Below are 26,913 nucleotides of genomic sequence, written 5' to 3' on the forward strand. Positions count from 1 at the left end.
GCGCCAGCACGGCAGGGACAGTTGGCGGGTTTCTCACTCCGCCTTCCCTTAGAATGGCCTCCAGATGTGGGCCGAGTCGCACCACAATTTGAAGGCGAAAAGCAGGGAGGGGCGGAGGTGAGCCGGGAGACCGGGCACCCCGCGCCGCCTGTTCCCGTCTCCCGGCCACGTCCTTTGCGCCGCCGGGCCGCCAGCCTCTCGGTGGTGGCGCTGGCGCTGATTCTGGCGTTCCTGGCTGCCTACGCACCGGCGCTGCTGGGCCGCTGGATTTTGCTGCGCGTGACCGAGGATGTGCAGGCTACGAGCATCGGCGGGCCGCTGTGGCGCCCTGTGCTGCACGGCACGCAGGTGCGGCTGCCCGGCATCACCGCGCAGGCCGAGCGGCTGGGTGTAGGCCTGGCCGGCTTCGACCTGAGGCGGCGGGTGCTGTATGTGTCGGTGGACCTGCGCGGCGCCGAGGTGGCCCTGGAGCTGGCCGAACTGTTCGGGCAGGGCGAAGACGCCATCACCACCGAAGAAGGCTGGAAGGTGCAGCTGCGGCAGCTGACCGTATCCGACACGGCGCTGAAGGTGAACGGCGAGCAGGCCAGTGTCCCGGACGGCACCTTTCAGGTCACCCAGGCGCGTGACGGCGGTCTGCTGGCCCAGGGCCGCACCGCCGACGGTGAGATCAGCGCCCACCTGCGCTTCCGCCAGGGTGCCGGCGGCACCGAGTACGTGACCAACTTTCAGGCCGACGCCCGCGTGCTGCGCTACTACTGGGAGGGCGTGGAAGAAGGCACCGTGACCGGCGAATACCTGTTCGGCCAGGGCCCGGTGCGCGGCCAACTGCAGCTGAGCGGCGGGCGTATCCGGGTGCCTGAAGCCGACTGGGCCGAGGTGGACAGCATCAGCGGGAGCGCCACACACCTGGGCGACCTGATTCAGGTGCAGCTGAAAGGCGAGGGCTACGGCAAGCCAGTCACGGCCGTGGCCGACGTGAACCTGGCCGCCCAGCAGTGGAAGGTGCGGCTGGCCGGCACCCCGCAGTTGGACCGGCTGGCCGGCGCGCTGGGGACCGGCGGCAAGGGGGAAGCCCGGCTGACCGCGCAGGCGCACAACCTGGGGCCGGGCTGGAAAGGTGTGGAGGTGGTGGCCCAGGCGAACAGCCGAGCCGGGACCCTGGCGGGCATTCCCTTCGAGCGGCTGGCCAACGAGTACCGCTACGTGGACCGTGATGGTGACAGCCAGACACGCCCCGAGCTGAACCGCTGGCGGCTGGGAGCAGACACTGGGCTGCTGGGCGAACGCCAGCGCCTGAACAGCGAGTGGAACTTCGGCGGGACCGGGAAGCTGAGCTGGCGCGGCGCCCTGCTGGACACACCGCTGGACCTGAGCGCCAGCATCGCCCGCGAGACGCTGGAAGGCCGCCCCGCCGACTTTGCCACCATCACGGGCACGGCGCTGGGTGGGCCAGCGCAGGGGCGCGTAGCACTGTCGGGCCGGGTCATCGAAGTGCGGCTGAATCCTGAGTTGGACAGCCTCAGCGGAGCGCTGGCGCTGTCGGGCCAGGCCGGTGACCTGCGCCTGAGCGCCCAGGGCCTGAACGCCGCCGGATTTGCGCTGGACGGTGAGGCCCGCTTCAGTGAGGCGGGCACCACGGCCCAAATCCGCCAGCCGGACGGGGGCCGCTTCAGCCTGAATCTGAACAGCGACTGGAAAGGCCGCTGGACTGCCCAGGAGCTGAGGGGCAACGGCGTCACCCTGAGCGGCCAGGGCGCTCTGGACGTGCCCGCCGCGCAGCTGAGCGGACAACTGGGCCTGAGCAGTGGCCTGCTGGAACGCACGCTGAGCGGTCCCCTTAACCTGAACTGGGACACCCGGCAGGCCCGCTGGGACGCGGGCGGCCAGAGCCTGCGCTGGAGCGGTGAGCGGCTGCTGGCAGACCTCCGTGGCCTGCGCCTGAACAGCGGTATTCGGCTGGACGGGTCGCTGAATGCTGCCCTGGACCTGAGCGACCTGCGCGGCACCCTGCGCGGCCAGGGCGAAGGCTTCAGCGTCACGGCCACCGGCGAGGGGGACCGCGTGCGCTGGCAGGGCAGCCTGGGTCAGGGCCGCCGCAGCGTGGCCCTGCGCGGACTGACGCGGCTGGACGAGGACTTCGCCACGGCAGTCACCCTCAGCGGGGCGGACGTGAGCGCCGACGTGCGGGTCAGAAATGGACTGAGCTTCGACTTCGACCTGCGTACGGCGGATGAGCGGGCCAGCGGCACCATTGAGGGCGAGAACTGGGACGCCCAGGGCTGCGTGAATCTGGGTGCCCTGCGCCCGGTACTGAACGGCGTGCTGGGGCCGGACTCGCCGCTGGCCGACCTGAGCGGCACGCTGGACCTGAACCTGAGCGGCCAAAGCGGCACGGCACGGGTGCAGGCGCGGGCAGCGGGCGCGGCGCTCACCGGCTCGCTACGGCGGCAAGGCGGCGCCGTCACTGCCGAACGTTTGCAGGCCAGCGGAGGCACAGGCGGTCCGCTGGCCGGGTTCCAGGCCACCGCCAGCGGCGAGGTGTACCCCCGCGTGAACCTGCGCGGCCCGGTCACGCTGGGGCCGCTGGGCGGCGTGCAGGGACTGGATGGGCAGGTGCTTCAGGGCCGGTTGTACGGCAGCTACGGCACGCTGAATGCCGCCCTCAACGGCCAGACCGCTCCCCTGAGCGCCGGGGGCGCGTCCCTGCCAGCCCAGACCCTGGCGCTGGGTGGCCGCCTCACACCCTCACTTGACCTGAGCGGGCGCTGGGGTGGCCTTGACCTGCGCTACCGCAGCGGACTTTTCAGCGTGAGCGGCACGCAGGCGCTGACGGTGCAGGGCCGCGCCGCGACTGGGCGTGGCCGCGCCAGCTGGGGCCAGGGGCAAGCGGGGCAGAGCTGGCAGGGACAGGCCGACCTGACCGGCAGCACAGCGGACGGCTACGCCCTCGCCGTGCGTGGTCCCTGGAACGCCCTGCGCGTGACCGCCTCGCACCCGGACGGCCTGCGGGCCGCCGGCACGGTGAATGCCCCCCGCCAGAGCTACGACCTGGCCGTGTCGGGCCGCGCTCCCCTGTTCGGCAGCCGCAGTTTCGGGGTGCAGGGCCGGGTGCGTGGGCAGGGCCTGAACCCACGCGGCACGCTGACCCTGACCGACGGCCAGGGCGGCCGCGCCTTCTTGACTCTCAGCGGCCTGGACAACCTCACTGTGCGGGCCGAGGCGCTACGGCTGGGTGGACAGACCCTCAGCGGCGACCTGCGCAGCGTAGATGGTCTGGCCGACGGGCAACTGACCACCAGCGCCCACGGACAGACCCTGACACTGCAGGCCACCCGTGGGCGGGTCAATGTCAGCGGTGTGGTGCAGAATCACCGCGTGCAGGCCAGCGGACAGCTGCGCCTGCCGGGTGCGGGCGGGGCGCTGCGCCTGAGCGGCCTGCGGCTAAACGTGAACGGTCCCTATCTGGCGGCGCAGGCGGCCGGGTCGCTGCAGAGCCTGCGCGGGCAGGTCACGCTCAAAGCGCAGCAGTTCGGAGAAGGCGACGCGGTACTGATCCTGCCGCAGCAGACCCTGCCGCTGAGCGCCAGCCTCACGCCGCTGCGGGCCACGGTGGGCGGCCTGACCTACGCCGGTGGGCGCTGGAGCGGCAACGCTTCGCTGAGCTACCTGGTACGCACGCGGGGAGCCCAGGCTCAGGCGGCGCGGGGCGGGCAGGTGCAGCTGCGCGGCAGCGGCCAGGGCCTCACAGCCCTTTCCAGCGGCGCACTGGCGGGCCGGGTGGCGCTGCTGCCCACCGTTGGCGGCACGCTGAGTGCTGACACCGCCCTGCTGCGCCCACTGCTGCCCGCCGAGCTGCAGGACCTGCGCGGCGGGCGGGTGCAGGCCACCTTTACCGCGCAGGGTGCCCGCCTCAGCACGCCGGGCGTGCGCTACCGGGGGCAGGCGCTGAGCCTGAGTGCACAAGTGGACTGGGGGCGCGGTTTCTCGCCCGGCACCCTGCAGGCCAGCGGCGTCCTAGCGACCGGGCGCTCGCGGCTCCCCTTTCAGCTGCGCGGCGGCGCACTGACCCTGACCGGCGCACGGGTAGATGCCCGCGACGTGCAGCCACTGCTCGGCACTGCTCTGTCTGGCACGGGCCAGCCGCTGCCGACGGGGGCCAGTTTCCGGGGCAACCTGTTCGTGCCGGACATCGGTGATTTCAGCCTGAACACCTTGGGCGTGCGCGGCGTGCTCACCTCGGGCCATTCGCAGGCCCCGCTGACCCTGCGCGGCGGCACCCTCACGCTGGAAGATGCGCTGCTGGACGTGCGCGACGTGCGGCCTTTCGTGCCCGCGGCCACCCGCCTCCCCGCTGACGGCACCTTCCGGGGCGACCTGCGCCTCACCGACCTGGCGCACTTCAGCCTGGCCAACGTGCAGGCCCAGGGCGTGCTGGCGTCGGGCCGCTCGCGGGCTCCACTGTCGCTGCGGCGGGGGGCACTGCGGGTCACAGGCGGGGTGCTGGACGTGCGCGACCTCAGACCCCTGGTGGACGACCCCGCCTCGCTGCCGGCCGGCGGCACCTTCCAGGGCGACCTGTACGTGCCGGACCTGAACAAGTTCGACCTGCAGCACGTCCGCGCCCGTGGAGTGCTGGCGTCGGGGGCTTCACGTCTGCCGCTGGACATCCGCAACGACACCCTGCGGGTGAGCGGCGGCGTCCTGAACGTGAACGACGTGCGCCGCTGGCTGGACCCGGAGCTGCGTGAGAAGCTGCCCGGAAGCGCCACCTTCCGGGGCGACCTGACGCTGCGGAATCTGGGCGACTTTGCCCCCGAGAACCTCAACGTGCGCGGCGTGCTGAACGTGGGCAACTCGCGCCTGCCGCTCACGCTGGCCGGCCGCGCCCTGACCGTGACCGGCGGCCGCCTGGACCTGGCCGACGTGCAGCCGTATCTGGACCTGCCCGCACGCGGTGTGCTGCGCGGGGACCTCTACCTGCCGGACGTGCTGAACCCTGACCTGAACACCGTCCGCGCCGACCTGGTGACCGGCGGCCTGACCGCCACCAACCTGGCGGACACTTCGGCTCAGGGCCGCCTGCGCCTGCGCGGCGGGCAGCTGTGGGCCGACCTGAGTGGGCAGGTCCAGGGACAGCCGCTGACCCTACGCGGCGACGTGTACCCGCGTGCTAACGCCACCCTGCGTTCCGAGGAACTCACCGCCCGCCTCAGCGGCCACGCTGAGGGCACCCTGAACTTCAGCGCGGCCGGCGAATACCAGGGCCGCGCCGTAGCTGTGCAGGGCACCCTGAACGGCCTGCTGGCGGAGGGCCGCGCCGCCCGCGCGGCGCTGTCCGGCACGGTGAGTGGAGCGCAGCTGGACCTGACGCTGAACGAAGCCAGCACGGCCTGGGAAGACTGGCGGGTCAGCGGCTCGCTGCTGGTGCCGGACGCCCGCACGCTGGACCCTGGCCTGAGCGGCAGCCTGAGCGGCAGCGTGGGCGGCACGCTGGGCCGCGCCGATTTGCGGGTGCAGGGCACGGTGAACGACATCGCCCTGAATGTCCCCGCAACCTTCAGCGGCGGCGAGCTGCGGGTGCGGGAGGCCCAGGCTGGCTCGGCCGAGTTGGGCACGGCCACCCTCAGCGGGCTGGCTTTCCCCCGCCTGAACCTGAGCGGGGCCGCCCAGCTGCGCGGCGACCTGGCCGGGAGCTACCGCCTGAACGTGTCGGGCGACTACAGCGCTCCCACCGCTCGCCTGGACGGACAACTGGCAGGCGAATCCGGCAGCGTCCACCCCAGTGGCCTGAATATCGGCGGAACCGGAGTCACCGCCACCTTGCAGGGGGGCCGCTGGCAGGCCCAGCTGAGCGGCCCGGCCGTGCGCGGCACCGTCAGCGGCGTGCTGGGCGCACAGGTGGCCGGGCAGGACACCCCGCTGGGCCTGCAACGCGCCGACCTGAACCTGAATGCCCGCTACCGCCGGGACGGCGACGACCTCACCCTGAGCGGCCCACTGGCCTGGAACGGCGCGGCGGGCACGGCTGGCTGGCGCGGCAACGTGAACGTGCGCGGCACCCTGGGCGGCGAACGCCTCAGCGCCCAGGCCACCGGCACTGGCCCCCTCAGCGTGACCGCCCGCCTGGGCGACGCCTCGCTGCGGGCCGAGCTGGGCCGGCTGGCTCCGGTGCGCCCGGAAGGTTGGGTGGCCACCGAGCGCTGGGACGTGGGAGCGCTGTGGGGCCGCCCCGAGCAGCTGCGCCTGACTGGCCGCGCCGACCTGGCCGGCCCCAACTGGCAGAGCGTGCAAGCCCGCCTCAGTGGGCAGCTGGACGACGTGACCGGCGAGCTGAGCGGCACCCTCAGCGGCGAGTGGACCCAGGCGCAGGGCGGCACCTTCGCCCTCAGTGGACCCCGCGTGCAGGCGAACGGCACCCTGCGCGGCGGCCGCTACACCGTGGACGCCCGCCTGGGCGAGGGGCCGCAGGGAACGCAGGTAGGCCTGGCGCGCCTGCTTCCTGCCGAGTGGGGGATTACGGCGCTCAAAGCATCGGGCAGCCTCAACGTGCGGGGCAGCCTGACGGGCGGCGTAGAGCAGCTGGACGCCAGCGGGCTGGAAGTGAACGGCGAGCAGCAAGGAGCCGGCCCCTTTACCCTGTACGGCCGCGCCAGCTACCGCCCACAGCAGGAGACACTGGACGCCGCGCTGGCCGGGGGTTACGGCGGCGGTATTTTCCGTATCGGGGGCAGTCTGCCGCAGGGGCTGAATGTGCAGGTGGCGAATGTCTCGCTGGCGGCGTTCGCCTCGGAGAACTTCGACCCCGGCCGCCTGAACGGCGAGGCCACGCTGCGTGGTCCACTGAGCCGCGCCGCCCTGAGCGGGACCCTGCGCACCACGGGCGGCAATGTGGACGCGGCGGTGGACCTGCTGGGACGCCTGGACGACCCCCGCGTGCAGGCCCGCTTGAACCTGCGCGGCGAACAGAGCGGCGAGCTGACCCTCAGCGCGCGCGACTTTGACCTGCCGGGCCGCACTTTTGCAGGCGAGCTGCGCGGGCAGGTTCGCCAGGGGGACACGGTGGCCGACCTCGACCTGCGCGGACAGTGGCCCCGACTGGGCGGACAGGTGCGGGTGCAGGACCCTGAACTGGCCCAGCCGGTCACGCTGCGCGGGCAACATGGGCAGTTCACCCTGGACCCCGGCGTGGCAGGGGCGGGCAGCGGCAGCGTGACCCTGGCGCCCGGTGCGGGCTGGCTGCCCACGCTGACCGCCCAGGCCGACCTGAACCCGCTGGCACTGCTGCCTGGCGCTTCGGGCGAGGCCCGGCTGCGCCTGAATGCAGGCGGCGAGCTGAACGCCCTGACTGTGCAGGGCACCCTTAGTGCCCCCGCAGCGACGCTGGCCGGCGTGACGGTACGTGACCTGAACGGCACTTTCGGCGGCCCGCTGAACGGCGGCCTGACCGGCCTAAGCGGCGAGCTGACCCAGCGCGGGCAGGCGGTGGGCACGCTGGCCGGCGGCCGCCTCAACTTGAGCGGCCTGCGCGCTGAGGCCGCCGGCTCTACCCTGGCGCTGAGTGGGCCGGTGGCGCTGGATACGCTGAACGCCGCCCTCACTGCCGACGTGAGCGGGTCACTCAGCGGGGAGCTGCGGCTCAACTACGCCGGGGGCCGCCTCAGCAGCAGCGGCACGTTGGAGGGCCTGGGCTACCGCGCCGCGCTGGACGTGCAAGGGTCACAGGAAAGCGGCTGGAGCGGCACCGTGACCGCCCGCGATATCCAGGGCGCACCCGAAGTGCTGACCACCCCCGCCACCCTGACGGTAAGCGGTCCCTGGAACACCCCGCGCCTGCGCGGCACGCTGGGCCTGCTGAACGCCGCCGCCATGCTGGAGGCCAGCCCGGACGGCGCCGCACTGACCCTGGCCGACGGAGTCACAGCCAAGGGTTCCGGCACCCTGCGCGTGGCCCCCGACCCGGCCGGCGTGTGGCGCTGGACCGGCGCGGCCAGCGTGGACAGCCCACGTCTGCGCCTGAGCGTGACCCCACGCGGCGAGCTGGCCGACCCACTGGTGGGCGTGGCCGCCGGGCGCGGGACCTGGCAGGCCACCGGCTCGGTCAGCCGGGCAGCGGGCCGCCTGAGCGTCAGCGACGGCGAACGGCAGGGCCGCCTGGACTGGCAAGGTCAGGTGCTCAGCGCCGACCTGCCGGGCCTGGACCTGGCCGGGCTGCGCTGGCGGGGGCTGGCGGGCCGCCTGAGCGCCCAGGGCACGGTGAACTTGGGCAATGCGGTAAATCCAGGCAGCGACGCTGTGGCGGGCGGCGCCCTCCCCTTCCGCATAGACGGCCTGCGCTCGCCCTGGCGGGTGGACGCGCTGAACCTGCCGCTGTCGGGCGACGTGAGCGGCACCCTGCAACTGGTAGGCGGCCGCCCCAGCGTGCAGGCCCAGGCCGCGCTGGGCAGCGAGGGGACCGCGCAGGGCCAGGCCACCCTCACGGCCACGCAGCAGCCGGGCGGCAAGTGGTTCGGCCGTCTGCAGGGCCGCCTGCAGCAGGGCAGCGGCACCCTCAGCGCAGACGTGCGCTCGGACGCCGCCGGCCTGACCGGGCAGGTGCAGGCCACCGGCTACCCGGTCACGCTGCAGGAGCAGACCCTGGCGCTGAACGGCGCGGCGCGGCTGAACGGGCAGACCTTCAGCGCGGACCTGAACCTGGACGGCGTGGCCGGCGAAGCCAGCCTCAGCGGGGGCGGCAGCCTGGGCGCGGCGCTGCCTGCCCTGACCGGCCTCACCGCGCTGGAAGACACCGGCGCGGGCTATACCCTCACCGGCACCCTGGGCGGGGTGGACCTGGGGCAGCTGGGCCTGGTGCCGGACCTCAGCGGCACCGTCAGCGGCGAGCTGGACATCACCGACGGGGCGGGGCAGTTCGTGCTGCGCTCGGCCGACCTGAACCTGGCCGGCGAGGCGCTGCCCAGCCGCTTTGAGGGCGTGCTGGTAGGCCAGGACTGGCGGATTCGCGGCTACCTGGGCGACACCGACATCTTTGCCGGAGTCAGCGGCGGCGTGCTGTCGGGCAATGCCGAACTGCAGGGCCTGCCGCTGGGCGCCGTGGCCAACGCCCTGGCGGGGCAGCGCCTGGCCGACGGCCGCGTGACCGGCGTGGCCCGCTTCGAGGCACCACTGGCCGACCCCCTAGCGGGCCGCGCCACCGTGGTGGCCGAGCGCATCCGCCTGACCACGCTGCCCAGCACGGAGGGCGGCGAAACCGCCGAGTCCGAAACCCTGACCGGCTCCGGCTCGCTGGACTTCCAGAACCGCGAACTGCGCAGCATCAATGTGCAGCTGGGCGGCGCGGGAAGTTGGGACATTCGTGGGCAGTACACCCGCGAGCGGGTAGACGTGCGCGCCAATTTTACCGAAACCACCTTCACGCCGCTGCTGGCGCTGATCCCTTCGCTGGCCGAGCAGAGCCCCCGCCTCAAGGGCAGCCTGAATGTGGCGGTGCTGGGCGATTACGGCCAGCCGGTCGGCACGCTGGACGCCCGCAATCTGCGCGGTTCGCTGGCAGGGGTGTCGCTGGAAGTGCCTGCCCTGACAGGCCGCCTGGACCAGAGCGGACGCTGGACCCTGGGCGGCGGCGTGCGGACCGGCGGGGCGCTGGATTCGGCCGGCACCCTGCAGGGCAGCGGCCTGTGGCGGGACTGGCAGCTGAGCGAGTCGGCGCTGAACTACAGCGGGCAGCTGTCACCGGGCAGCGCCGTGGGCACCCTGTCCGGCGTGCAGGCCACCCTCAGCCAGAACCGCACGGACCCGGAGCGCTGGGTGCTGGACGCCCGCTCGGTCAGCCGCAACGCGACCACCGGGCAGGGGCTGCTGGAGGTGCGCGGCCAGCTGATTCCCGCCTGGGACCTGAGCGTGCGGGCCACCAACTATGACCTGGCGCTGCCCGGCGTCTTCCTGCGCGAGTCGGCGCTGAACGGAGCCCTCACGCTGCGGCAGGACCCCGGCAGCGAGGATATCCGCGTGAGCGGCTCGGCGGACTTTGCCCGCGCCGTGCTGGGCCGCCCCGACGCGGCCGACAACCTGGACGCCCTGGTGCCCAGCCCCGAGCAGCCCCGCAGCGAGGACGGCGACCCGGACAACTTCGTCAGCCCGCTGCCCAAGCAGTACACCACCTTCCCGCAGCCGGAAGCCGCAGCAGACGCCGGCACGGAGCCGGCCCCCCCCGCGCTGCCGCTGCTGGAGCGGCTGATTCTGGAAGATATTCCGGTCAGCTTCTCCGGCGGTATTCAGCTGCAAGAAAGCCTGGCGCAGGCCGAGCTGGGCGGTTCGCTGCGCCTAAGCGGGACCGGAGCGCGCCCGCACATTGCCGGCCACCTGAGCGGGCAGCGCGGCACCCTGCTGCTGCGCGACACCGAATTTGCCCTGCGGAACCTGGACATCGACTTCAGCGGCACCTCGCCGTACCCCACGTTCAACCTGCTGGCCGAGGGCCGGGTGCGCCCGCTGACCGGCGGGGCCGCCGTGCCGGTCACGCTGGACGTGCAGGGCAGCTTCCTGGAAGACGGCGCGGGAGGCGCCAGCCTGGACCTGAAAACCGCGCTGCGCTGCACCGAGCAGACGGCCGCCTGCAACGACCCCCAGACCGGGCAGCCCTACACCGAGTCGCAGCTGTACGCCCTGGTGCTGACCGGCGTGCCCAACGTGGAAAACCTGCCCGAGAACCTGGGCAGCCTGGGCGCCAGCGCCCTGAACACCGCCCTGAACGTGTTCGTGCTGGGCGAGCTGAGCCGCAACCTGGCCGACGCGCTGGGTGTGGACGTGCTGCGCTTTACCCCCGCGCTGGTGGGCGAGGGCGGCGCCACCATCACCATCGGGTCACAGCTGACCGAGAACCTCTACCTGGAATATCAGGTGGACCTACGCGGCGAAGGGCTGATCAACGCGGCCTACAACACCCCGGACGGCCGCTTTACCTTCAAGGTGAGCACCGAGTTCGACTTCGGCGAGTCCAAGGGCTTCCGCCCCAGCGTCAGCGCCGGCTACAACATCAACGAGCGCACCTCGGTGGCCTTTAACATCGAAAATACCTCCGAAACCAACCGTTTCAGCGTGGGCGTGCAGTACCGCCTGCCGAGCAACTTCTGGAAGCGGGAGCGCTGAGAGCTGGTGCTAGAGCAGACCTGTCCCGCATACCCTTGACGCATACTGCATAACACGCTAGAGTATTCAACATAACCGCTCCGAGTGAGCGGGTTTTTTATTGTCATTGCAGATAGAAGACCTTCGGCGCCAGGCGCTCACTCCCCATACTGCCCCGCCTGCAAGCGCCACAGCTCGGCGTACTCGCCGCCGCGTGCCAGCAGTTCCTCATGGGTGCCGTCTTCGGTCACGCGGCCAGAGCGCATCACCACGATGCGGTCGGCCATCCGCACACTGCCCAGGCGGTGGGTGACCAGCAGGGCAGTGCGGCCACGGGCCAGCTCGGCAAAGGCGGCGAAGACTTCGGCCTCACTGCGGGGGTCCAGGGCTGCTGTCGGCTCGTCCAGAATCAGCACGCGGGCCTCGGCGCGGTACAGCGCACGGGCGGTGACCAGCTTTTGCCACTGCCCGCCCGACAGGTCCACCCCGCCGTACGCCTGTCCGATGCGTGTATTCAGACCGTCTTCCAGGCGGGGCAGCATGGCGCTGAGGCCCGAAGCGTCGGCGGCGTAGCTCAGGCGCTGCGGGTCTTCCTGCTGGCCCAGCAGCACGTTCTGGCGCACGTCCCACTCGAAGCGGGCGTAGTCCTGAAACACTGCCGCCACCTGCGAGCGCCATTCGGCGGGGTCCACGTCCCGCAGGTCGGTTTGCTCGCCAGCGCTGCCCAGCAGGATACGGCCCGCGCTGGGGTCGTAAAAGCGCAGCAGCAGCTTGATCAGGGTGGATTTGCCGGCCCCGTTTTCGCCCACAATCGCCACCGTCTGCCCTTCGGGAATGTGCAGCGACAGGTTCTCGATGACGGGTGCGTGGCCCTGATAGCCGAAAGTGACCCCTTCCAGGGTGAGGTCCAGGCGCTGCGGCAACGGCTGAGGTTGCGCGGGGGCCGCCACCTGCGGCACGGCGTCCAGAAATTCGTAGTATTTGGCGAACCAGTGCAGGTGCTCGCTGCCCACCCCGAGGCTGTCGGCCAGGCTTTGCAGGTCGCCGCGCACCTGCGAGAGCGCCCCAATCACCAGCACCACCGCGCCAGGAGTCAGGTTGCCCTGCTGCGCCTGCCACACCGCGTAGGCGAACACGCCCGCCGTGACCGCCAGCGCCAGAATCTGTGCGGGCAGCACGCCCAGCAGTTGCTTGTTGCGCACGCCGCGCATGGTGCGCTGATAGTCCAGCGTGCGCTCCGTGTATTCGCGGGTCAGGTACGGCATCAGCCCGTACAGCCGAATTTCCTTGGCGAACTGCTGGTTCAGCGCCGCTTTCTGAAAGTAGTTCAGCTCGCGGGACGCCTGCGTGTTCTGAATGGTCATGCTCCAACCGAGTTCGTACAGCCGCATTTGCGTGAGCGTGAGCGGCACCATGCCCGCCACCACCACCAGCGGCACCCACCAGCCCACCGTGAGCAGCACCCCGCTCACACCCAGCAGGCCCACCAGCGTGCCCAGCAGCCCCAGGATGGTAGCCGTCAGGTTGAGCGGGCGGCGCGGCGCACCCATTTGCAGAATCTGGATATCGTCGTGAAAGCGGGGGTCTTCCAGCACCTCCAGGCCCGTCAGGTCGTTCATCTTGTCCATCAGGCGGCGCGAGGTCTGCACGGTGAATTTGTCGGCGGCGTAGCCTTGCAGCACCTGCCGCGCAATGCCCGTGACCTGCCCCAGCAGCGCCGCCCCTGCCCAGGCCGCCGCCAGCAGTGCCAGATCGGCCTCGCCGCCTGCCGCCACCCGTGACACCCCGTCTACCGCCCACTTGGAAATCAGCAGCGTTGCGGCGGGAATCAGCCCGCCCAGCAGCGCCATCAGCCCCAGCAGCGACACCAGCATGGGCGAGGAGTGCCACAGCTCCGGCAGGGTGCGCCACAGAATCCGCAGCAGTTGGGCGGTGTCGGGGGCGGACTGGTCACGCAGGCGGGGAGGGCGGGGCATGGGGAGGATTGTAGAGGGTGGATGGATAGAGCCGGGCTTCCAGGCTCCATAGCTCTGATGGCGCCTTACTGCACTACTGGCTGTGCCGCAGGGGCAGCGGCGAACTGCTCGAAAGCTGGCCTTCTCAGGAGAGCGTCAAGGAAGCGCTGGGCCAGCGCTCCGACTTCTAACCGCAGCTCCAAACAGCCCCAGCAGCGGCGCAAGCGTGACCCCTATCAGGCCCAGCCATGCAGGATTGATGACCTGCATCTTGTCCCAGGCGGTGCAGCCTGTGCCCTCTATCCAGTTGCTGCACGCCTCCGCCGCCAGGTAGGGCCCGAAGCCTGACAGCGTGCGGGGGCCGTCTTGCGGTGAGGCCCCAAAGATCGCATTGATTTCCTGCGAAGCGTAGGGCAGCAGCATCACGCCTGCCAAGAGCAACCCTGCCGCTGTAAGCGCATAGGCCCAGCCTACTGGGCGGGTGCCTGCCGAGCGGGGCAGGGCCAGGAAGGACACCAGAGCCGCCACAGTCGCCCAGCTCCACAGCAGCGGATAAGTGAAGTAAGGCCCCACATGCGGGTCTGCGCCGAAGAAGGTGTGCCACGCGCCCAGGCCCAGGCTCACGCGGTCTGCCGCCGCGTAGGGATGCGCGTCCGCATCGCTGAGGCTTAGGCCAATGCTAGGTAGCTCCACCCACGCCACCCCCCACAGCAGCGCAGCGGTCAGCAGACCCAGGGCAGCCCACACCAGGGCGGTACGGCGAGGGGGGCGGGCAGGCGCAGGCTAGCGAACGAATGAGAGACGGCGGTAAGAGCCTTTCAGCTCGGCAGGCTCATTCGCCCGTGTCCCGTCCCCGCGCCACATCCCTCACCCCGCGCCGCCCGAAGGTGTGGGCCAGGTCGCGCTCGCTCAGGCGCAGAGTGGTGGGGCGCCCGTGAGGGCAGGCCCAGGGCTGGCTGCACTGCGCGAGCATCGCCAGCACCTCAGCCCCGTTCTGGTCGTCCAGGCGCCCGGCTTTGAGGGCAGGCAAGCAGGCCAGGCGCGCCAGCAGGGTGCGCTGCGGGTCGTCGGTATCCCCCAGGGCGATATCCACCACATGGGCATTCAGGTCCGCCACTGGCAGCGCCGCCAGGGACGCCGGCAAGGAGCGCAGCCGCGCCAGCCGCCCGCCCACCGGCCCCGCACCGAACGGCTCGATGACCAGGCCCCAGGCCGCCAGCGCCGCCGCCCGCTCTTCCAGCCGCGCCGCCTGCTCGGGGGTCAGGTGCAGCAGTTCCGGCGCGGGCAGCTCGAAGGGCGGCAACTCGGCCACGCCGCGCTGCAACCGCTCGTACAGGGCGCGTTCGTGGGCCGCGTGGCCGTCAATCACCCACAGGTCGCCCTCCGATTCGGCCAGCAGGTACAGCTCCTGATACACCCCCAGCAGCCGCATCTCAGGGAATGTGCCCTGGCGCAGTTCAGCAGGATCCTGCACCGCACCGGGCGCACTTTCCGCCGGCACACGCAGGTCCGGCAGCGCCCGCACATGCGGCACTCCGGCCAGGGCCTGCGCCACCGCCGCCCGCACCTGCTCGGCCAGCGCGGGCAGCTCCGCCAGGGCCACCAGCTGCTTGCTGGGGTGAATGTTGGGGTTGTGCTCGGCAGGCGGCACGCTGAGGTTCAGCACGGTCAACGGCGCCGCGCCGGACGGCAGCAGTTCGCCGTAGCCGGCCAGCACCGCTTCTTCCAGGTCGGCGGGGGGCTGCACCGGGCGGCCATTGACCGCAAAGTGCAGCCGGTCGCGCCGGGCACGGGTCAGCTCCGGGCGCGAAATCACCCCGGCGATACCGGCGGCCTCGACCGCAAGCACGCGGTTGGCGCTGACCGGGCCGTACACGGTCGCCACCCCACCCCGGAAATCGCCGGGCGCGTGGCCCAGGCGAATCTCGCCGTCCACCGCCAGCCGCCAGGAAAGTTCCGGATGGTGCAGCACATAGCGGCCCAGCAGCGCCACCATCTCGCGCACCTCGGCCGCCGCCGGGGCCTGCGCCCGCAGCCGGGCCGGCATGGCTGCGAACAGTCCCTCCACCGCCGCTGTGGTTCCTGCCGGAGCCGAGGCCCGCGCCACCTCGACCGCGTCCCCCTGCGCCGTGAGCAGCGTGGCTCCCACCTGCGCCGCCGGGCGGGTCAGCAGGGTCAGCGTGCCGGCCTGTGCCGCTGCCCAGAGCGCCTCGCCCCGGAAGCCCAGGGTAGACACCTCGTCCAGTCCGCCCGGTAGCTTGGACGTGGCGTGCCGCAGCGGGGCCAGGCCCACCTCGCCAGCGGGAATCCCGCGCCCGTTGTCGCGCACAGCCACCCGGCGCAGGCCGCCGCCTTCGACCTCTATTTCCAGCCGGGTTGCGCCCGCATCCAGCGCATTTTCCAGCAGTTCGCGCAGCACGTCCAGCGGGCGCGACACCACCTCGCCGGCCGCAATCTGGCGGGCGACTTCGGGCGGCAGCAGGCGAATGTGGGGCACATCGGTCATCGGCCCTGACAGGCTAGCGCGGGGAGGCGAGCAGGAGTGTGGTGCCAATATGTTATTTACGTAGCGACCACTCCCAGTCAGCTCTCCCCCTGCCGCTGAAAGAACCAGAAGCTGGAGAAGTACTCCCACAGGTTGCCCAGCCGGTCCACGTCGCCCCCGGCGAACTGGTCAGCGTCGCGCTGCACGGTGTCCAGCATTTCGCGGTAGGGATTGGAGTGAAAACCAGCGGGCGCGGTAGGGTCGGGCGGGTGAGCGGCGTCCCAGGCCTGCGCCGCCGCATCAAGGTCGGTTACAGTTTTGTAGCTGACCAGCATAGGCACGTAAATGGCTCGCCCCTCGTCCATCGCCACGCCGTTGGTCACGAAGTTGGTGGCCGGGTCGCTGTGCGCTCCAGCTTGGCCCAGTAGGGTCAGCCCCTGCTTGACAGCCAGATTGCCGGGGCTGCCGCCCACAAAGCAACTCGCCAGCATCGTCAGCGACAGCAGCAGAGGGGGCCACGGCGAGCGGAGGTTCATACCGCCCACCATAGCCGGGACAACTGAAGCGGGCCTGACGGCATGAGGTGGTTTAACTCTCCTCTGCCCCACTTCCCCGCTTCCACCGGTGCAGCACCGCCAGCGCTTCCAGCGGCGTCAGGCGCGAGAGGTCCAGCGTCGCCAGCTCCTGGCGGATGGCGCGGTCGTCGCCCTGCACGCTCAGGGCCGCCAGCAGCTCGGCGCTGCGGCCCACCACTTGCGCGGGCAGCCCGGCCAGGCGGGCCACCTCGACGCCGTAGCTCTGGCGGGCCGCGCCGGGAATCACCTGGTGGAAAAAGGTGAGGTTGCCGCCCGCCTCTTCGGCGGCCACGTGCAGGTTGACCAGGCCCGGCAGTTCGGCGTCCAGCCGGGTCAGCTCGAAATAGTGGGTGGCGAACAGCGTGTGCGCCCCGCAGCCGTGCAGATGCTCCAGCGCCGCCTGCGCGATAGCGAGGCCGTCCAGGGTAGAGGTGCCGCGTCCCACCTCGTCCAGAATCACCAGGCTCTGTGAAGTCGCCCCGTGCAGGATGGTCGCCAGCTCGGTCATCTCCACCATGAAGGTGGAGCGGCCTCCCGCCAGGTCGTCACTGGCCCCGATGCGGGTGTGAATGGCATCGTAGACGGGCAGCGCGGCACTTTCAGCCGGGACGAACGCGCCAATCTGGTGTAGCAGCGCCGCCAGCGCCACGGTGCGCAGATAGGTGCTTTTGCCGGCCATGTTGGGCCCGGTCAGCAGCAGGGTGTGGCAGCCCGGCCCCAGCGCCGCGTCGTTGGGGACAAAGCTGCCGCCCTGCCCTCCCTGCGACAGCGCGTACTCCACCACCGGATGCCGCGCCTGCGTCAGCTGCAGCTGCCCTGTTTCGTCCAGCACGGGGCGCACCCAGCCGCGCCCGGCGGCCACCTCGGCCAGGGCGGCCAGCACGTCCAGCTCGGCCAGGGCACCGGCCGCTTCGGCCAGGGCGTCGGCATGGGCAGCCAGCGTGGCCCGCAGCTCGGTGAACACTTGCAGCTCCAGCGCCGCCGCTGCCGCGTCCAGCCGGGCAATTTCGCGCTCACGCTCACGCAGGTCGGGGCGGGTAAAGCGGGCGCGGTCCTTGAGGGTCGCCACCTGATGGTAGTCGGGCGGCACGCGGTCCAGGTGGGCGCGGGTCACTTCCAGGTAATAGCCGAACACACCGTTGAAGCCCACCTTCAGGCTGGGGATGCCGGTACGCTCCCGCTCGGTGACTTCCAGGTCGGCCAGATAGGCGCGGTGGGCCAGGGCTTCGGCGCGCAGGGTGTCCAGCTCGGCGCTGTAGCCTTCCCGAATCAGGCCGCCTTCGCCGGCGCGGATGGGCGGCTCGTCCACCAGCGCTCCCCGGATGGCCTGCACCACGTCGGGCAGCGCTTCGAGCCGGGCGCGGACGCCGCCCAACAGGCCGCCGTAAGGGTGCAGCAGCCCCACGGCCTCGGGCAGCAGCTCCAGCGTGCGGGCCAGCGCCGCCACCTCACGCGGAACGGCGCGGCGGGTGGACACGCGGGCGGCCAGCCGTTCCAGGTCGTGGGCGCGGTACAGCAGGGCGCGGACCCCAGCCCGCAGGTCGGCGCGGGCGAACAGGGTTTCCACCCCGTCTTGCCGCGCGGCGATGCTCAGGGCGTCCAGCAGCGGTGCGCGCAGCCAGGCCCGCAGCCGGCGGCGGCCCCCAGCGGTCCGGGTCTCGCACAGCACGTCCATCAGGCTGAGGCCCTGCGGCGAGTGCGGCGCGAACACTTCCAGCGCCCGCAGCGTACTGTCGGGCAGGGCCATGTGCGCCCCGGGCTGAAAGCGGGTCAGCCGCCGCACCATCTCCAGCCGCCCCTGCTGGGTCAGGCGGGCGTAGCCCAGCACGGCTCCGCAGGCGCGCCGCAGCGCCGGCGAATCCAGGGTGCCCGGCAGCTCGCCCAGCACAGCCTGCAGCTCGGCCTCAGCGGCTGCCTCATCGAAGTTGGCCGGCGAGAGCATCACCGCGAACCGGCTCTGGAAATCGGCCAGCAGCGCGCCGTTGCCCGACAGCTCCGGGGCCAGCAGCACCTCGCGGGTGCGCCAGCGCGACAGTTCGTCGTAGAGCGCGGTGCGGGTGTGAAAGGCGGCGCAGCGAAATTCGCCGGTGGACACGTCCAGGAGCGCCAGGGCGTAGCCTTCGCCGGTCGCCACCGCCGCCAGATAGTTTTCGTCGGCACTCAGCCAGCGCGAGTCGGTCAGGGTACCGGGAGTCAGCAGCTGCGTGACCTCGCGGGCCACCAGGCCGCTGCCCGGTTCTTCCACCTGGTCGGCCACCGCCACCCGCACCCCCTGGCCGAGCAGCTTTTCTATCTGGGCGTCCAGCGTCCGTACCGGCACGCCCGCCATCGGCGTGGAAAAGTCCTTGCTGGATTTGTGGGTCAGCGCCAGTCCCAGCAGCCTTGCGGCCCGCTCGGCGTCTTCCCCGAACGTCTCGTAAAAGTCACCCACCTGAAACAGCAGCAGCGCGCCCGGAAACTCTTCTTGCACCTCGTCGCGCATGGCCACGTACTGCTGCAGCATCGGCGGCAAGGTGCCGGAGCCGGTGCCTTTGAGCGTATGGGCCGGAACCTGGGCAGGGGTCAGATTGGAGGACTTGGATGTTCTGGGACGGCCAGCAGGCATTGCCCGATGCTAACGCCCCCACGCCGCCAGAAATGGGAGGCACCCGGTGGTTGGACGGGTGGTTGGTGGGCCGGTGGTTGGTGGGACCGGCGCCCGGCAGCCCAGCGCAGCAGCAGTCACCCTGCCAGGGCCATTGCCCCCACGCCCCGCCGCCTGATAGACTCTCCTTTAGTGTTTCGTGCTTGGTAGGGCCGAGACGCCGGGCCGGCACCCGGAGGTTTCCCGCCTTTGCCGCTTCTGCCCCGAAGCGCAGGCGACGCGCAAACCAACCGCCAACCCCATCTGCCTTCCGGCTGAGCGTCGGCAGCGCAGAAATCCCACTTTTCCACTGGAGTACAAGGTGAAAACCTACATCCCCAAAAACGATGAGCAGAACTGGGTCGTGGTGGACGCCGCCGGCGTTCCCCTGGGCCGCCTGGCGACGCTGGTCGCAAGCCGCATCCGTGGCAAGCACCGCCCCGACTTCACCCCCAACATGATTCAGGGCGACTTCGTGATTGTCCTGAACGCCGAGAAGGTCGTGCTGACCGGCAAGAAGCTGGACGACAAGGTGTACACCCGCTACACCGGCTACCAGGGCGGCCTGCGCACCGAAACCGCCCGCGAAGCCCTGGCCAAGCACCCCGAGCGCGTGATTGAGCGTGCCGTGTACGGCATGCTGCCCAAGGGCCGTCAGGGCCGCGCCATGCACAGCCGCCTGAAGGTCTACGCCGGCGACAAGCACCCCCACGCCCCCCAACAACCCCAGGTTATCGAGGTTCAACATGCCCGCTAATGAACAGTTCTACGGCACTGGCCGCCGTAAGTCCGCCGTGGCCCGCGTGTTCCTGCGCCCCGGCGAAGGCAAAATCACCGTGAACGGTAAGGATTTCCAGAGCTACTTCCAGGGCGTGCTGCGTGCGTTCCAGGCGCTGCAAGGCTTCAAGGAAACCGGCACCGCCGGCCGCTACGACACCGTGATCACCGTGCGCGGCGGCGGCCCCAGCGGCCAGATCGACGCCATCAAGCTGGGCATCGCCCGCGCTCTGGTGCAGAGCAACCCCGACTTCCGCACTGCGCTCAAGCCCCACGGCCTGCTGACCCGCGACGCCCGCGAAGTCGAGCGCAAGAAGTACGGCCTGAAAAAGGCCCGCCGCGCTCCCCAGTTCTCCAAGCGCTAAGATTTCCTTACGCTGGAAAAAGAAATCCCGCCCGCTGGGCGGGGTTTTTTTGGTTGGGTGTAAGGGCATAAAGTATTTCTTAGACCCTCAGACCCTTAGACTTTCAGACCCTCAACCCCTCCAACCACGCCCCCAGCACTTCCGGCCTCTCTATCCTCTCGTCGGCATGCTCGGCCAGCAGTGGCAGGTCGCCCACCTGCACCGCGTAGCCGGCCACCCCGAACATGGCCAGGTCGTTGTCGCTGTCGCCAAAGACGATGGTGCGGGAGAGCGGCACCCCCAGTTCGCGGGCCAGCAACTCTATGCCCGCGCCCTTGTGCGCGCCCTTGGGAGTCACGGTCATCATCTGGGTATAGGGCGGCTGCGCCCCGGTCACGGTAAAGCCGGCCGGGTGCCCGCGCAGGTGCGCGGCGTGCCCCGCCACACCCTCGTGGAAAAAGTTCACTTTCTGGACCCGGCCGCGTGGAATCTCGGCCACGGGCCTGGGGTTGCGGGCCAGCTGCTGGGTGGTGGGCACCTGACCTTCCGGCAGGTCCACGTACATCTGCCCGCCGCTGAACATCATCAGGCGCACGCCCTGCATGCTGTGGGCCAGCACCGCCTCCAGCTCCTCGTCGCTGAAGTACAGGGCCTGCTTGACCGCGCCGCCCACCTCCACGTGGCCGCCGTTTTGGGTAGCAACGCCGTCAAAGGGCACCGCGTCCTCGATGCCCGGGGGCAGCACGTCGCGCCCGGTGATGGCCGCCAGCCGCACGCCCTGTTCGCTGAGGCGGCGCAGCACCGCAGGCAGGTCGGCAGGCAATTCTGGGCGGCCGTCGGGCACCAGGGTGCCGTCGAAGTCGAAGGCCAGCAGCAGCGGCAGGCCCTGCGGCCTGAGCCTTCTCGGTCCGGGCCGGGTCACGCCTGCACCTCCGCGCCCTGCACTTCCGGAGTCGGCACCTCTGGGCTCTGTGCTTCCGGACCCTGTGCTTCCGGGTCGTGGGCTTCCAGACTGTCCGCCAGCGCACAGAGCCAGTCCGCCAGTGCCTGCGGACCGCTGATCTGCTCGTCGGCATGCTGGGCCAGCAGCGGCAGGTCACCTGACTGCACCGCGTAGCCGGCCACCTCGAACATGGCGATGTCATTGTCGGTGTCACCGAAGACGATGGTGCGCTCCAGCGGGATGTCCAGCGCCTCGGCCAGCAGGCTCAGGGCCGCGCCCTTGTGCGCGCCCCGCGGCGTCACGGTGAGGTACTGCTCGTAGGGCGGCTGTGCGCCGGTCAGCACCAGCTGCGGCTGAGTGGCCCGCAGCCGCTCGGCATGACCCGCCACACCGGGGTGAAAAAATCCCACCTTTTCAATGGCGCGGCCCCGGGCCTCTGCCAGTGGCCGGTGCCCCCGCGTGACGATCCAGTCGGGCAACTGCTCGCCTGCGGGCAAATCCAGATACAGTAGGCCTTCCGAATACAGAATCAGGCGGGCACCGTCCAGTTCGTGGGCCAAAATGGCTTCCAGCTCGGCGCCGGTGAACTGTGACGAGCTGTGCAGCTGCCCGCCGATTTCCACCCGGCCCCCATTCTGCGAGGCCAGGGCCGCGAACGGCGCAGCCCCGGCAATGGCGGGCGGCACCAGGTCGCGCCCAGTAATCACGGCCAACTGCACGCCCAGCCGGTGCAGCCGCCGCAGCGCCTGGGCCGTGTCTGCCGGAACTTCGCCCCCCAGCTCCGGCACCAGCGTGCCGTCCAGGTCGAAAGCCAGCAGCAGGGGGAGACGGACTGGCCGCGTACGTTCAGACTTCATGGGTCCCAGTCTAGGCCGGCCGCAAGAGCACCGCGTCAGCGGCCCGTATGACCGTAGCCGCCGGTCCGCACCTCTCCCCCCTCCAGGTCGTCGTCGCCGTCGGCCAGCAGGTAGGGCACGAACACTCCCTGCGCGACGCGGTCGCCGGCCTGGGCCGTGAACGGCTCCGCGCCCAGGTTGCGCAGCGCCAGGATGATGTTGCCGTCGTTGTCCGGGTTGCCGTAATAGTCGGCGTCCACGATGCCCACCGTGTTGGCGAGCACCAGCCCCCGCAGGCCGGCGCTGGAGCGCACGTACAGCTGCAGCACCTCGCCGGGTCCCATGTACGCCTTCACATCGGTCGCGACCCGCACCATCTCGCCGGGGGCCACGGTGAACGCCGCAGGCGTCACGAAATCGTAGCCGGCCGAGTGCCGGGTGCCGCGCCGGGGCAGCGGAATCTGGGCGTCCGGGTGCTGGCGGTACTGAGCGGAAACAAGCTGAAAACCACGCATGAGCAGGAGTCTACGGGGCGGCGCGGCCCAAGAGTAGTCCAGGGGGCCGAATGTCCGCGGCTGAGCGGCCAGAGCCCAAAAAAAGCCCGCCCCCACCAGGAGGACGGGCCTGTCAGGCGAAAAAGCTTAGGCCTGTTCGGTGGTGCCTTCCGCGCCGGCTTCACCGGGAGCGGCTTCGGCAGCCTGGGCGTCGGTGGCGTTGGCCTGCTCGGCCTGGGCCGCTTCGGCAGCAGCCTGGGCTTCTGCCTGGGCCTTGGCTTCCACGGCGGCAGCGTCGGCCTTCTCGCGCTCCACCTTGGCCACTTCGGCGTCCTTCATCACGCGGCTGCGGTCAGACTTGATGCGGGCGGCCTTACCGCGCAGTTCACGCAGGTAGTACAGCTTGGCGCGGCGCACTTTACCGCGCTCCAGCACCTGAATGGAGTCCAGGCGGGGGCTGGAAAAGGGAAACACGCGCTCCACACCTTCACCGAAAGAAATCTTGCGGACGGTAAAGCTCTTGCGGCTGCCCGAGCCGTTGATGGCAATCACGACGCCGTCGAAGGCCTGGTTACGGGTACGGTTGCCTTCCACCACCTTGGTGGTGACGCGCACGGTGTCGCCGGGCTGAAAGTCAGGGAGGCCCTGGCGGATGTGGGGCTGCTCGACGGCGCGCAGGATGTCGCCACGGTTCACTTTGGTCATAAGAACTCCTCTTGGGGTCAGCGGACTGTCTCTGGTGTGGGATTTGGGGTGTACCTGCCGGGCAGCGCGGGGCGGCGGCGGCGGGCCGAGACATTCTTGACGGAACGCACCCATATAGATGGGGCAGACCTTCCTACTATACGCGGCGCGGGGAGCGGGCTCAAGGGGAAGTGGGGGAGCAGTGCGGACATGCTCCGGGCGTTAGGGCGCAGGCAAGCGCCTCTTGTAGCTGCGGCCCGTGCGTCAGCCAGGCATAATGCCCCGCTCCTGGCAGTTCAGCAAAGCGGCCCTCTGGAAGCAGTTCGGCCAATTGCCGCACGAACCAGGGCGGACGGATATCGCGCTCCATGTGCAGGAAGGTCACTGAAACCTTCAAGCGAGCCAATCGTCCCAGAAGCGTAGGTTGCTTGACGTACTGCCGCCAATCCGTGAGAAGAGCCTGCCCAACGGCTCCGTTCCATTCCACACGAAACTCGGCTTCCAAGTGTTTGCTGGCTTGATACGCCGCGCTCCAGTCGCGGTCGTTGTGCCTGCCTGTCCCAGCAAGGCAGACCAGCCGCTGTACGCACCCGGGATACTCAAGGGCATAGGCCAGCCCCAGGTCCGCGCCCCAGGAGTGACCAAGGACACTCCAGCTTCGCAACCCCAGACTTTCGCGGAGACTTTCCAGGTCCGCCAGTTCACCCATGACTCCCTGCGGCTCCCCACTGCTACCACCTACAGCGCGTGGGTCAGGCAAAATACAGTGCCATTCGGGCAACAAATCCGCCACTGGACGCAAATAATTCACGCAGCCAGGACCACCGTAAAGGAGCAACAGCGTGGGGCCAGCGCCAAACCTCCGAACGTGTAAGGCCGTGCCATCAGGGGCGTGTAGGTGCCCTGCCTCAGGCTAAGGCCGGGCCGGAAGGCACACTTCGGCCAAATGGCTTACGCATCAGTCTGTACATATTCACCATCCCAAGCTGTCAGCCAAGCTGGACAGCGCCACCAACGCGGCCCCGGCCCGGCCCTACAATGCCTGACGTGACCCTGACTTCTGCGACCTTACCGCCGCCGGCTATGGGCCAGCCGTTCGGCGTGCTGGACCTGGGCGTGATGCCCTACCGCCAGGCCTGGGACGTGCAGCACCGGTGCCACGCTCAGGTGGCGGCCGGCGGCACACCGACCCTGCTGCTGGTGGAACATCCGCCGGTACTGACCCTGGGCCGCAAGGCCCGCGAGGGCGAGAACATTGTGGTGACCCGCGAGTATCTGACCGGGCAAGGCATCGAGGTGCTGGAGGTCGAGCGCGGCGGCGACGTGACCTACCACGGCCCCGGACAGCTGGTGGCCTACGCCATTTTCCCGGTGGGGCGGCGGGTGCGCGATTTTCTGCGGCTGCTGGAAGCGGCGACCGTGGGAGCGCTGGCCGAGCTGGGCCTGGATGACGCCCGCCCCAATCCCGGCTACGCGGGCGTGTACGTGTCGCCGCGTGATGTGAACGGTCTGACCCGCGACCAGAAAATTGCCAGCATCGGCGTGGCGGTCAAGCAGCATGTGGCCCTGCATGGTATCGGGCTGAACGTGGCGACCAACCTGCACCACTTTGACCTGATTGTGCCGTGCGGGTTGCAGGACACCCAGATGACCAGCGTGCAGCGCGAGTACGACTTGCGCGGCCTGGGCCGCAGCGCCAAGATGGACGCAGCCAAAGCCGCGCTGGCCCGTGCGTTCGGCGCCGCCTTCCGGGACTACGATTTCAGCCTGCCCCGCCCTTCCCTGCCTCCCGAACTTTCCTCCCCGGAGCTTTCTCAAAAGGAGTCCGCGCAATGACCCAGCCTGACCACTCGGCCAATTCCCAGCAGACCAGTCCACAGCACACCAGCTCACAGCAGACTGGCCCACAGCAGAAGGAACCCACCTTCATCAAGAACGGCATCTACCGCAAAGACAGCGTCAAGACCCGCGACAAGAAGCCCGAGTGGCTGAAAGTGCGCCTGCCCTCGGGCGGGGTATACGGCGAAGTGCGCTCCATCGTGAAAGAGCATGGCCTGCACACCGTGTGCGAAGAAGCCATGTGCCCCAACATCGGGGAGTGCTGGAGCCGGGGCACCGCCACCTTTATGCTGATGGGCCACATCTGCACCCGCGCCTGCCGGTTCTGCGCGGTGGACACCGGCAACCCACGCGGCCTGCTGGACCTGGAAGAACCGCAAAAGGTGGCCGAGAGCGTGCAGCTGATGGGCCTGAAGTATGTGGTCCTGACCTCGGTGGACCGCGACGACCTGCCCGACGGCGGCGCTTACCACTTTGCCAAGACGGTCACGGCGATCAAGCGGGCCAACCCCGGCACCCGCGTGGAAAGCCTGACCCCCGACTTCGGCGGCAACAAGGCCTGCGTGGAGCTGGTGCTGGACAGCGGCGTGGACACCTACGCCCAGAACCTGGAAACGGTGGAGCGCCTGACCCACCCGGTGCGTGACCGCCGCGCCGGCTACTGGCAGACCATCGAGGTGCTGCGTCATGCCAAGGCTTACCGCCCCGACGTGGTCACCAAGACTTCCATCATGCTGGGCCTGGGCGAGACACGGGAAGAAGTGACCCAGGCGATGAAAGACCTGCGCTCAGCGGGCGTGGACGTGGTGACGTTCGGGCAGTACCTGCGCCCCACCCAGCACCACCTGCCGGTGGAGCGCTATATCTCCCCCGCCGAGTTCAACGAAATCCGCGACGAGGGCCTGGGCCTGGGCTTCCTCGAAGTGGTCGCCAGTCCGCTGAGCCGCTCCAGCTACAAGGCCGAGCAGGTGTTTCAGGACGCCGATGAGGGCCTGCCGGGGCACCTGAAGCACCTGGAAGGCAGCGAACTGAGCATGCTGTGATAGAGGCTCCGGCTCTGACAACGCCGGAGCCGGAAGCCTGCGCCAGACATTCTGCCGTCTTGTCACTCGCTACACATGACTGGGAAGGGTGTATTTAGAACGAACACTCTAGTACAACCAGCTGTGCCAGAGCGACTGCGCCCGCTTGAGCGGTGTCTTGCCGCCGGGCCCGACGACTTCAAAGAGGAAATCGGCGGGCCGCGCGTAGTGTGCTTCCATTTGCAGCACGTAACGCCCCGGAGCCAGAGGTTGGCCGTCATCTGCCCGCATGTCCCATAGGAGAGGCCCGCTCTCTGGAAGCAGGTACTCGCCGGGAGGTGTGGGGGGCGGGTCAAAGAACGCAGAGCATCTGTAGGTTTCGCTGACCGTTTCTGCGCGCAGGCGCACCACCTCTTCGGTATCCAGACGCACCACACGCCAGGGCGGCACCGGAGTCGGAAAACAGAAGGGCAAGGAGCGTTCAAACAGCAGCCTCAGACGAATCGGCATCCGTTCGCCCTGCTCCACGAGGCGGGGCGCAATAATTTCGGCTTCCACCATCGGATGTGAATACTCCGGGGAAGAAAGCCCTTTTCCCTGGACAAATCCCACCAGCTCATCCGGGACCCCGTAGCTCCGCACAAAGGCGCGGGCCTGTGGGATGCTGGCCGACTGTTTGAGCGGCACTTGCACTTCACCGTATGACCCGGCCCCAGTTTCCGTCCCTTCCAGCCACCCTGGTATCTGGGTTGCCAGATAGCGCACCTGTAACCATTGCAGTGCACTGTACTTCCTGACCTCGAAATGCGGACGCTCCAGGTTCATGCCCTGAGCTTGCCATTCCTTGCCACGGAACCGCAGCGCTGCCCGGTAAGCCGCCTGTTGCTGCTGTGGGTCGCGGGTATTGGTATAGATGGTGAGCTGCCGTTCCTCATGTGAGTAGCTGGAGCCTGCAAACGCTGGAGCTTCTAAGCATTCGCGGCAATGCTCCCGCAGATACTCCGCAGGAAGTGGCAGATTCGGGAACTGCACTGGCTGCGGCGTGGGGGCCGCAAACGCCGTGCCGGCCTGCGCCCAGATGCGCTGCGTGCGCTCCACAGGCTCCGACTGGGTCGCCAGGAAGGCAGCGCCCAGCAAGCAACCGAGCACCAAGTTCACCAGCACCAGCCGGAACATAGCTTCACTGTAGCGCGGCGTGTGACTGCCTAA

General features: G+C 69.8%; 16 protein-coding genes. 5 read left to right on the top strand and 11 right to left on the bottom strand.

Annotated features, from left to right (window positions below; translation table 11 throughout):
* Positions 1-117: 117 nt before the first annotated feature.
* Positions 118-11,148 (top strand): translocation/assembly module TamB domain-containing protein, encoded by an 11,031-nt coding sequence (locus DEIPR_RS08005; RefSeq protein WP_013615322.1) that lies wholly within the window; start codon positions 118-120, stop codon positions 11,146-11,148.
* Between the two features lie 137 nt (positions 11,149-11,285).
* Here the strand turns inward: DEIPR_RS08005 and DEIPR_RS08010 are convergent, their stop codons facing one another.
* The 5 genes from DEIPR_RS08010 to mutS all read right to left on the bottom strand — a co-directional run bounded on the left by DEIPR_RS08010 (position 11,286) and on the right by mutS (position 18,747).
* A complete protein-coding gene (locus DEIPR_RS08010; protein WP_013615323.1) occupies positions 11,286-13,103 on the bottom strand; it encodes an ABC transporter ATP-binding protein in 1,818 nt (605 codons plus the stop codon).
* A 135-nt stretch (positions 13,104-13,238) separates the two neighbouring features.
* Positions 13,239-13,829: a hypothetical protein gene (locus tag DEIPR_RS08015; RefSeq protein ID WP_013615324.1), complete on the bottom strand. Its 591-nt coding sequence runs from the start codon at positions 13,827-13,829 to the stop codon at positions 13,239-13,241.
* A gap of 85 nt (positions 13,830-13,914) precedes the next feature.
* A complete protein-coding gene (mutL, locus tag DEIPR_RS08020; RefSeq protein ID WP_013615325.1) occupies positions 13,915-15,588 on the bottom strand; it encodes a DNA mismatch repair endonuclease MutL in 1,674 nt (557 codons plus the stop codon).
* Between the two features lie 77 nt (positions 15,589-15,665).
* Complete coding sequence (locus tag DEIPR_RS08025) at positions 15,666-16,103, bottom strand: hypothetical protein (RefSeq protein WP_041222014.1); 438 nt, start codon at positions 16,101-16,103, stop codon at positions 15,666-15,668.
* Positions 16,104-16,155: 52 nt separating this feature from the next.
* Positions 16,156-18,747 carry a DNA mismatch repair protein MutS gene (mutS, locus tag DEIPR_RS08030; protein WP_013615327.1) on the bottom strand — a complete coding sequence of 864 codons (2,592 nt, stop codon included), beginning with the start codon at positions 18,745-18,747 and terminating at the stop codon, positions 16,156-16,158.
* A 340-nt stretch (positions 18,748-19,087) separates the two neighbouring features.
* Here mutS and rplM point away from each other — a divergent pair, with 340 nt between their 5' ends.
* Both rplM and rpsI read left to right on the top strand, forming a co-directional pair.
* Entirely contained in the window at positions 19,088-19,522 is a 435-nt protein-coding gene (gene rplM, locus DEIPR_RS08035) for a 50S ribosomal protein L13 (protein ID WP_013615328.1), read from the top strand.
* Positions 19,512-19,907 carry a 30S ribosomal protein S9 gene (rpsI, locus tag DEIPR_RS08040; RefSeq protein ID WP_013615329.1) on the top strand — a complete coding sequence of 132 codons (396 nt, stop codon included), beginning with the start codon at positions 19,512-19,514 and terminating at the stop codon, positions 19,905-19,907. Before rplM ends, rpsI begins: the two co-directional genes overlap by 11 nt.
* A 103-nt stretch (positions 19,908-20,010) precedes the next feature.
* Here rpsI and DEIPR_RS08045 read toward each other — a convergent pair whose 3' ends face one another.
* The 5 genes from DEIPR_RS08045 to DEIPR_RS08065 all read right to left on the bottom strand — a co-directional run bounded on the left by DEIPR_RS08045 (position 20,011) and on the right by DEIPR_RS08065 (position 23,681).
* Positions 20,011-20,808 (bottom strand): HAD hydrolase family protein, encoded by a 798-nt coding sequence (locus tag DEIPR_RS08045; RefSeq protein WP_013615330.1) that lies wholly within the window; start codon positions 20,806-20,808, stop codon positions 20,011-20,013.
* Complete coding sequence (locus tag DEIPR_RS08050; RefSeq protein ID WP_013615331.1) at positions 20,805-21,686, bottom strand: HAD hydrolase family protein; 882 nt, start codon at positions 21,684-21,686, stop codon at positions 20,805-20,807. Before DEIPR_RS08050 ends, DEIPR_RS08045 begins: the two co-directional genes overlap by 4 nt.
* 35 nt (positions 21,687-21,721) lie before the next feature.
* Positions 21,722-22,180: a dCTP deaminase/dUTPase family protein gene (locus DEIPR_RS08055; RefSeq protein ID WP_013615332.1), complete on the bottom strand. Its 459-nt coding sequence runs from the start codon at positions 22,178-22,180 to the stop codon at positions 21,722-21,724.
* 126 nt (positions 22,181-22,306) lie between these two features.
* Positions 22,307-22,864, bottom strand: a complete 558-nt coding sequence (rplS, locus tag DEIPR_RS08060; RefSeq protein ID WP_013615333.1) for a 50S ribosomal protein L19 — start codon at positions 22,862-22,864, stop codon at positions 22,307-22,309.
* 160 nt (positions 22,865-23,024) lie between these two features.
* Entirely contained in the window at positions 23,025-23,681 is a 657-nt protein-coding gene (locus tag DEIPR_RS08065) for an alpha/beta fold hydrolase (RefSeq protein ID WP_268094067.1), read from the bottom strand.
* 245 nt (positions 23,682-23,926) lie between these two features.
* Here DEIPR_RS08065 and lipB point away from each other — a divergent pair, with 245 nt between their 5' ends.
* Both lipB and lipA read left to right on the top strand, forming a co-directional pair.
* Positions 23,927-24,679 (top strand): lipoyl(octanoyl) transferase LipB, encoded by a 753-nt coding sequence (lipB, locus tag DEIPR_RS08070; protein WP_013615335.1) that lies wholly within the window; start codon positions 23,927-23,929, stop codon positions 24,677-24,679.
* Positions 24,676-25,725 carry a lipoyl synthase gene (gene lipA, locus DEIPR_RS08075; RefSeq protein WP_013615336.1) on the top strand — a complete coding sequence of 350 codons (1,050 nt, stop codon included), beginning with the start codon at positions 24,676-24,678 and terminating at the stop codon, positions 25,723-25,725. Before lipB ends, lipA begins: the two co-directional genes overlap by 4 nt.
* Before the next feature lie 108 nt (positions 25,726-25,833).
* On the opposite strand, the gene DEIPR_RS08080 is transcribed toward lipA, so the two are convergent.
* The gene (locus DEIPR_RS08080; protein WP_013615337.1) at positions 25,834-26,880 is read right to left on the bottom strand and encodes a hypothetical protein; all 1,047 of its coding nucleotides are present in this window, start codon (positions 26,878-26,880) and stop codon (positions 25,834-25,836) included.
* Positions 26,881-26,913: the final 33 nt, after the last annotated feature.

The organism is Deinococcus proteolyticus MRP, from assembly GCF_000190555.1.
Taxonomy (GTDB): Bacteria; Deinococcota; Deinococci; order Deinococcales; family Deinococcaceae; genus Deinococcus; species Deinococcus proteolyticus.

Bases quoted from the DNA above. Each gene is read 5' to 3' on its own strand.
- DEIPR_RS08010 (WP_013615323.1), bottom strand. From the start codon at position 13,103: ATGCCCCGCCCTCCCCGCCTGCGTGACCAGTCCGCCCCCGACACCGCC.
- mutL (WP_013615325.1), bottom strand. From the start codon at position 15,588: ATGACCGATGTGCCCCACATTCGCCTGCTGCCGCCCGAAGTCGCCCGC.
- DEIPR_RS08025 (WP_041222014.1), bottom strand. From the start codon at position 16,103: ATGAACCTCCGCTCGCCGTGGCCCCCTCTGCTGCTGTCGCTGACGATG.
- mutS (WP_013615327.1), bottom strand. From the start codon at position 18,747: ATGCCTGCTGGCCGTCCCAGAACATCCAAGTCCTCCAATCTGACCCCT.
- rpsI (WP_013615329.1), top strand. From the start codon at position 19,512: ATGCCCGCTAATGAACAGTTCTACGGCACTGGCCGCCGTAAGTCCGCC.
- DEIPR_RS08050 (WP_013615331.1), bottom strand. From the start codon at position 21,686: ATGAAGTCTGAACGTACGCGGCCAGTCCGTCTCCCCCTGCTGCTGGCT.
- DEIPR_RS08055 (WP_013615332.1), bottom strand. From the start codon at position 22,180: ATGCGTGGTTTTCAGCTTGTTTCCGCTCAGTACCGCCAGCACCCGGAC.
- rplS (WP_013615333.1), bottom strand. From the start codon at position 22,864: ATGACCAAAGTGAACCGTGGCGACATCCTGCGCGCCGTCGAGCAGCCC.
- lipB (WP_013615335.1), top strand. From the start codon at position 23,927: ATGGGCCAGCCGTTCGGCGTGCTGGACCTGGGCGTGATGCCCTACCGC.
- lipA (WP_013615336.1), top strand. From the start codon at position 24,676: ATGACCCAGCCTGACCACTCGGCCAATTCCCAGCAGACCAGTCCACAG.
- DEIPR_RS08080 (WP_013615337.1), bottom strand. From the start codon at position 26,880: ATGTTCCGGCTGGTGCTGGTGAACTTGGTGCTCGGTTGCTTGCTGGGC.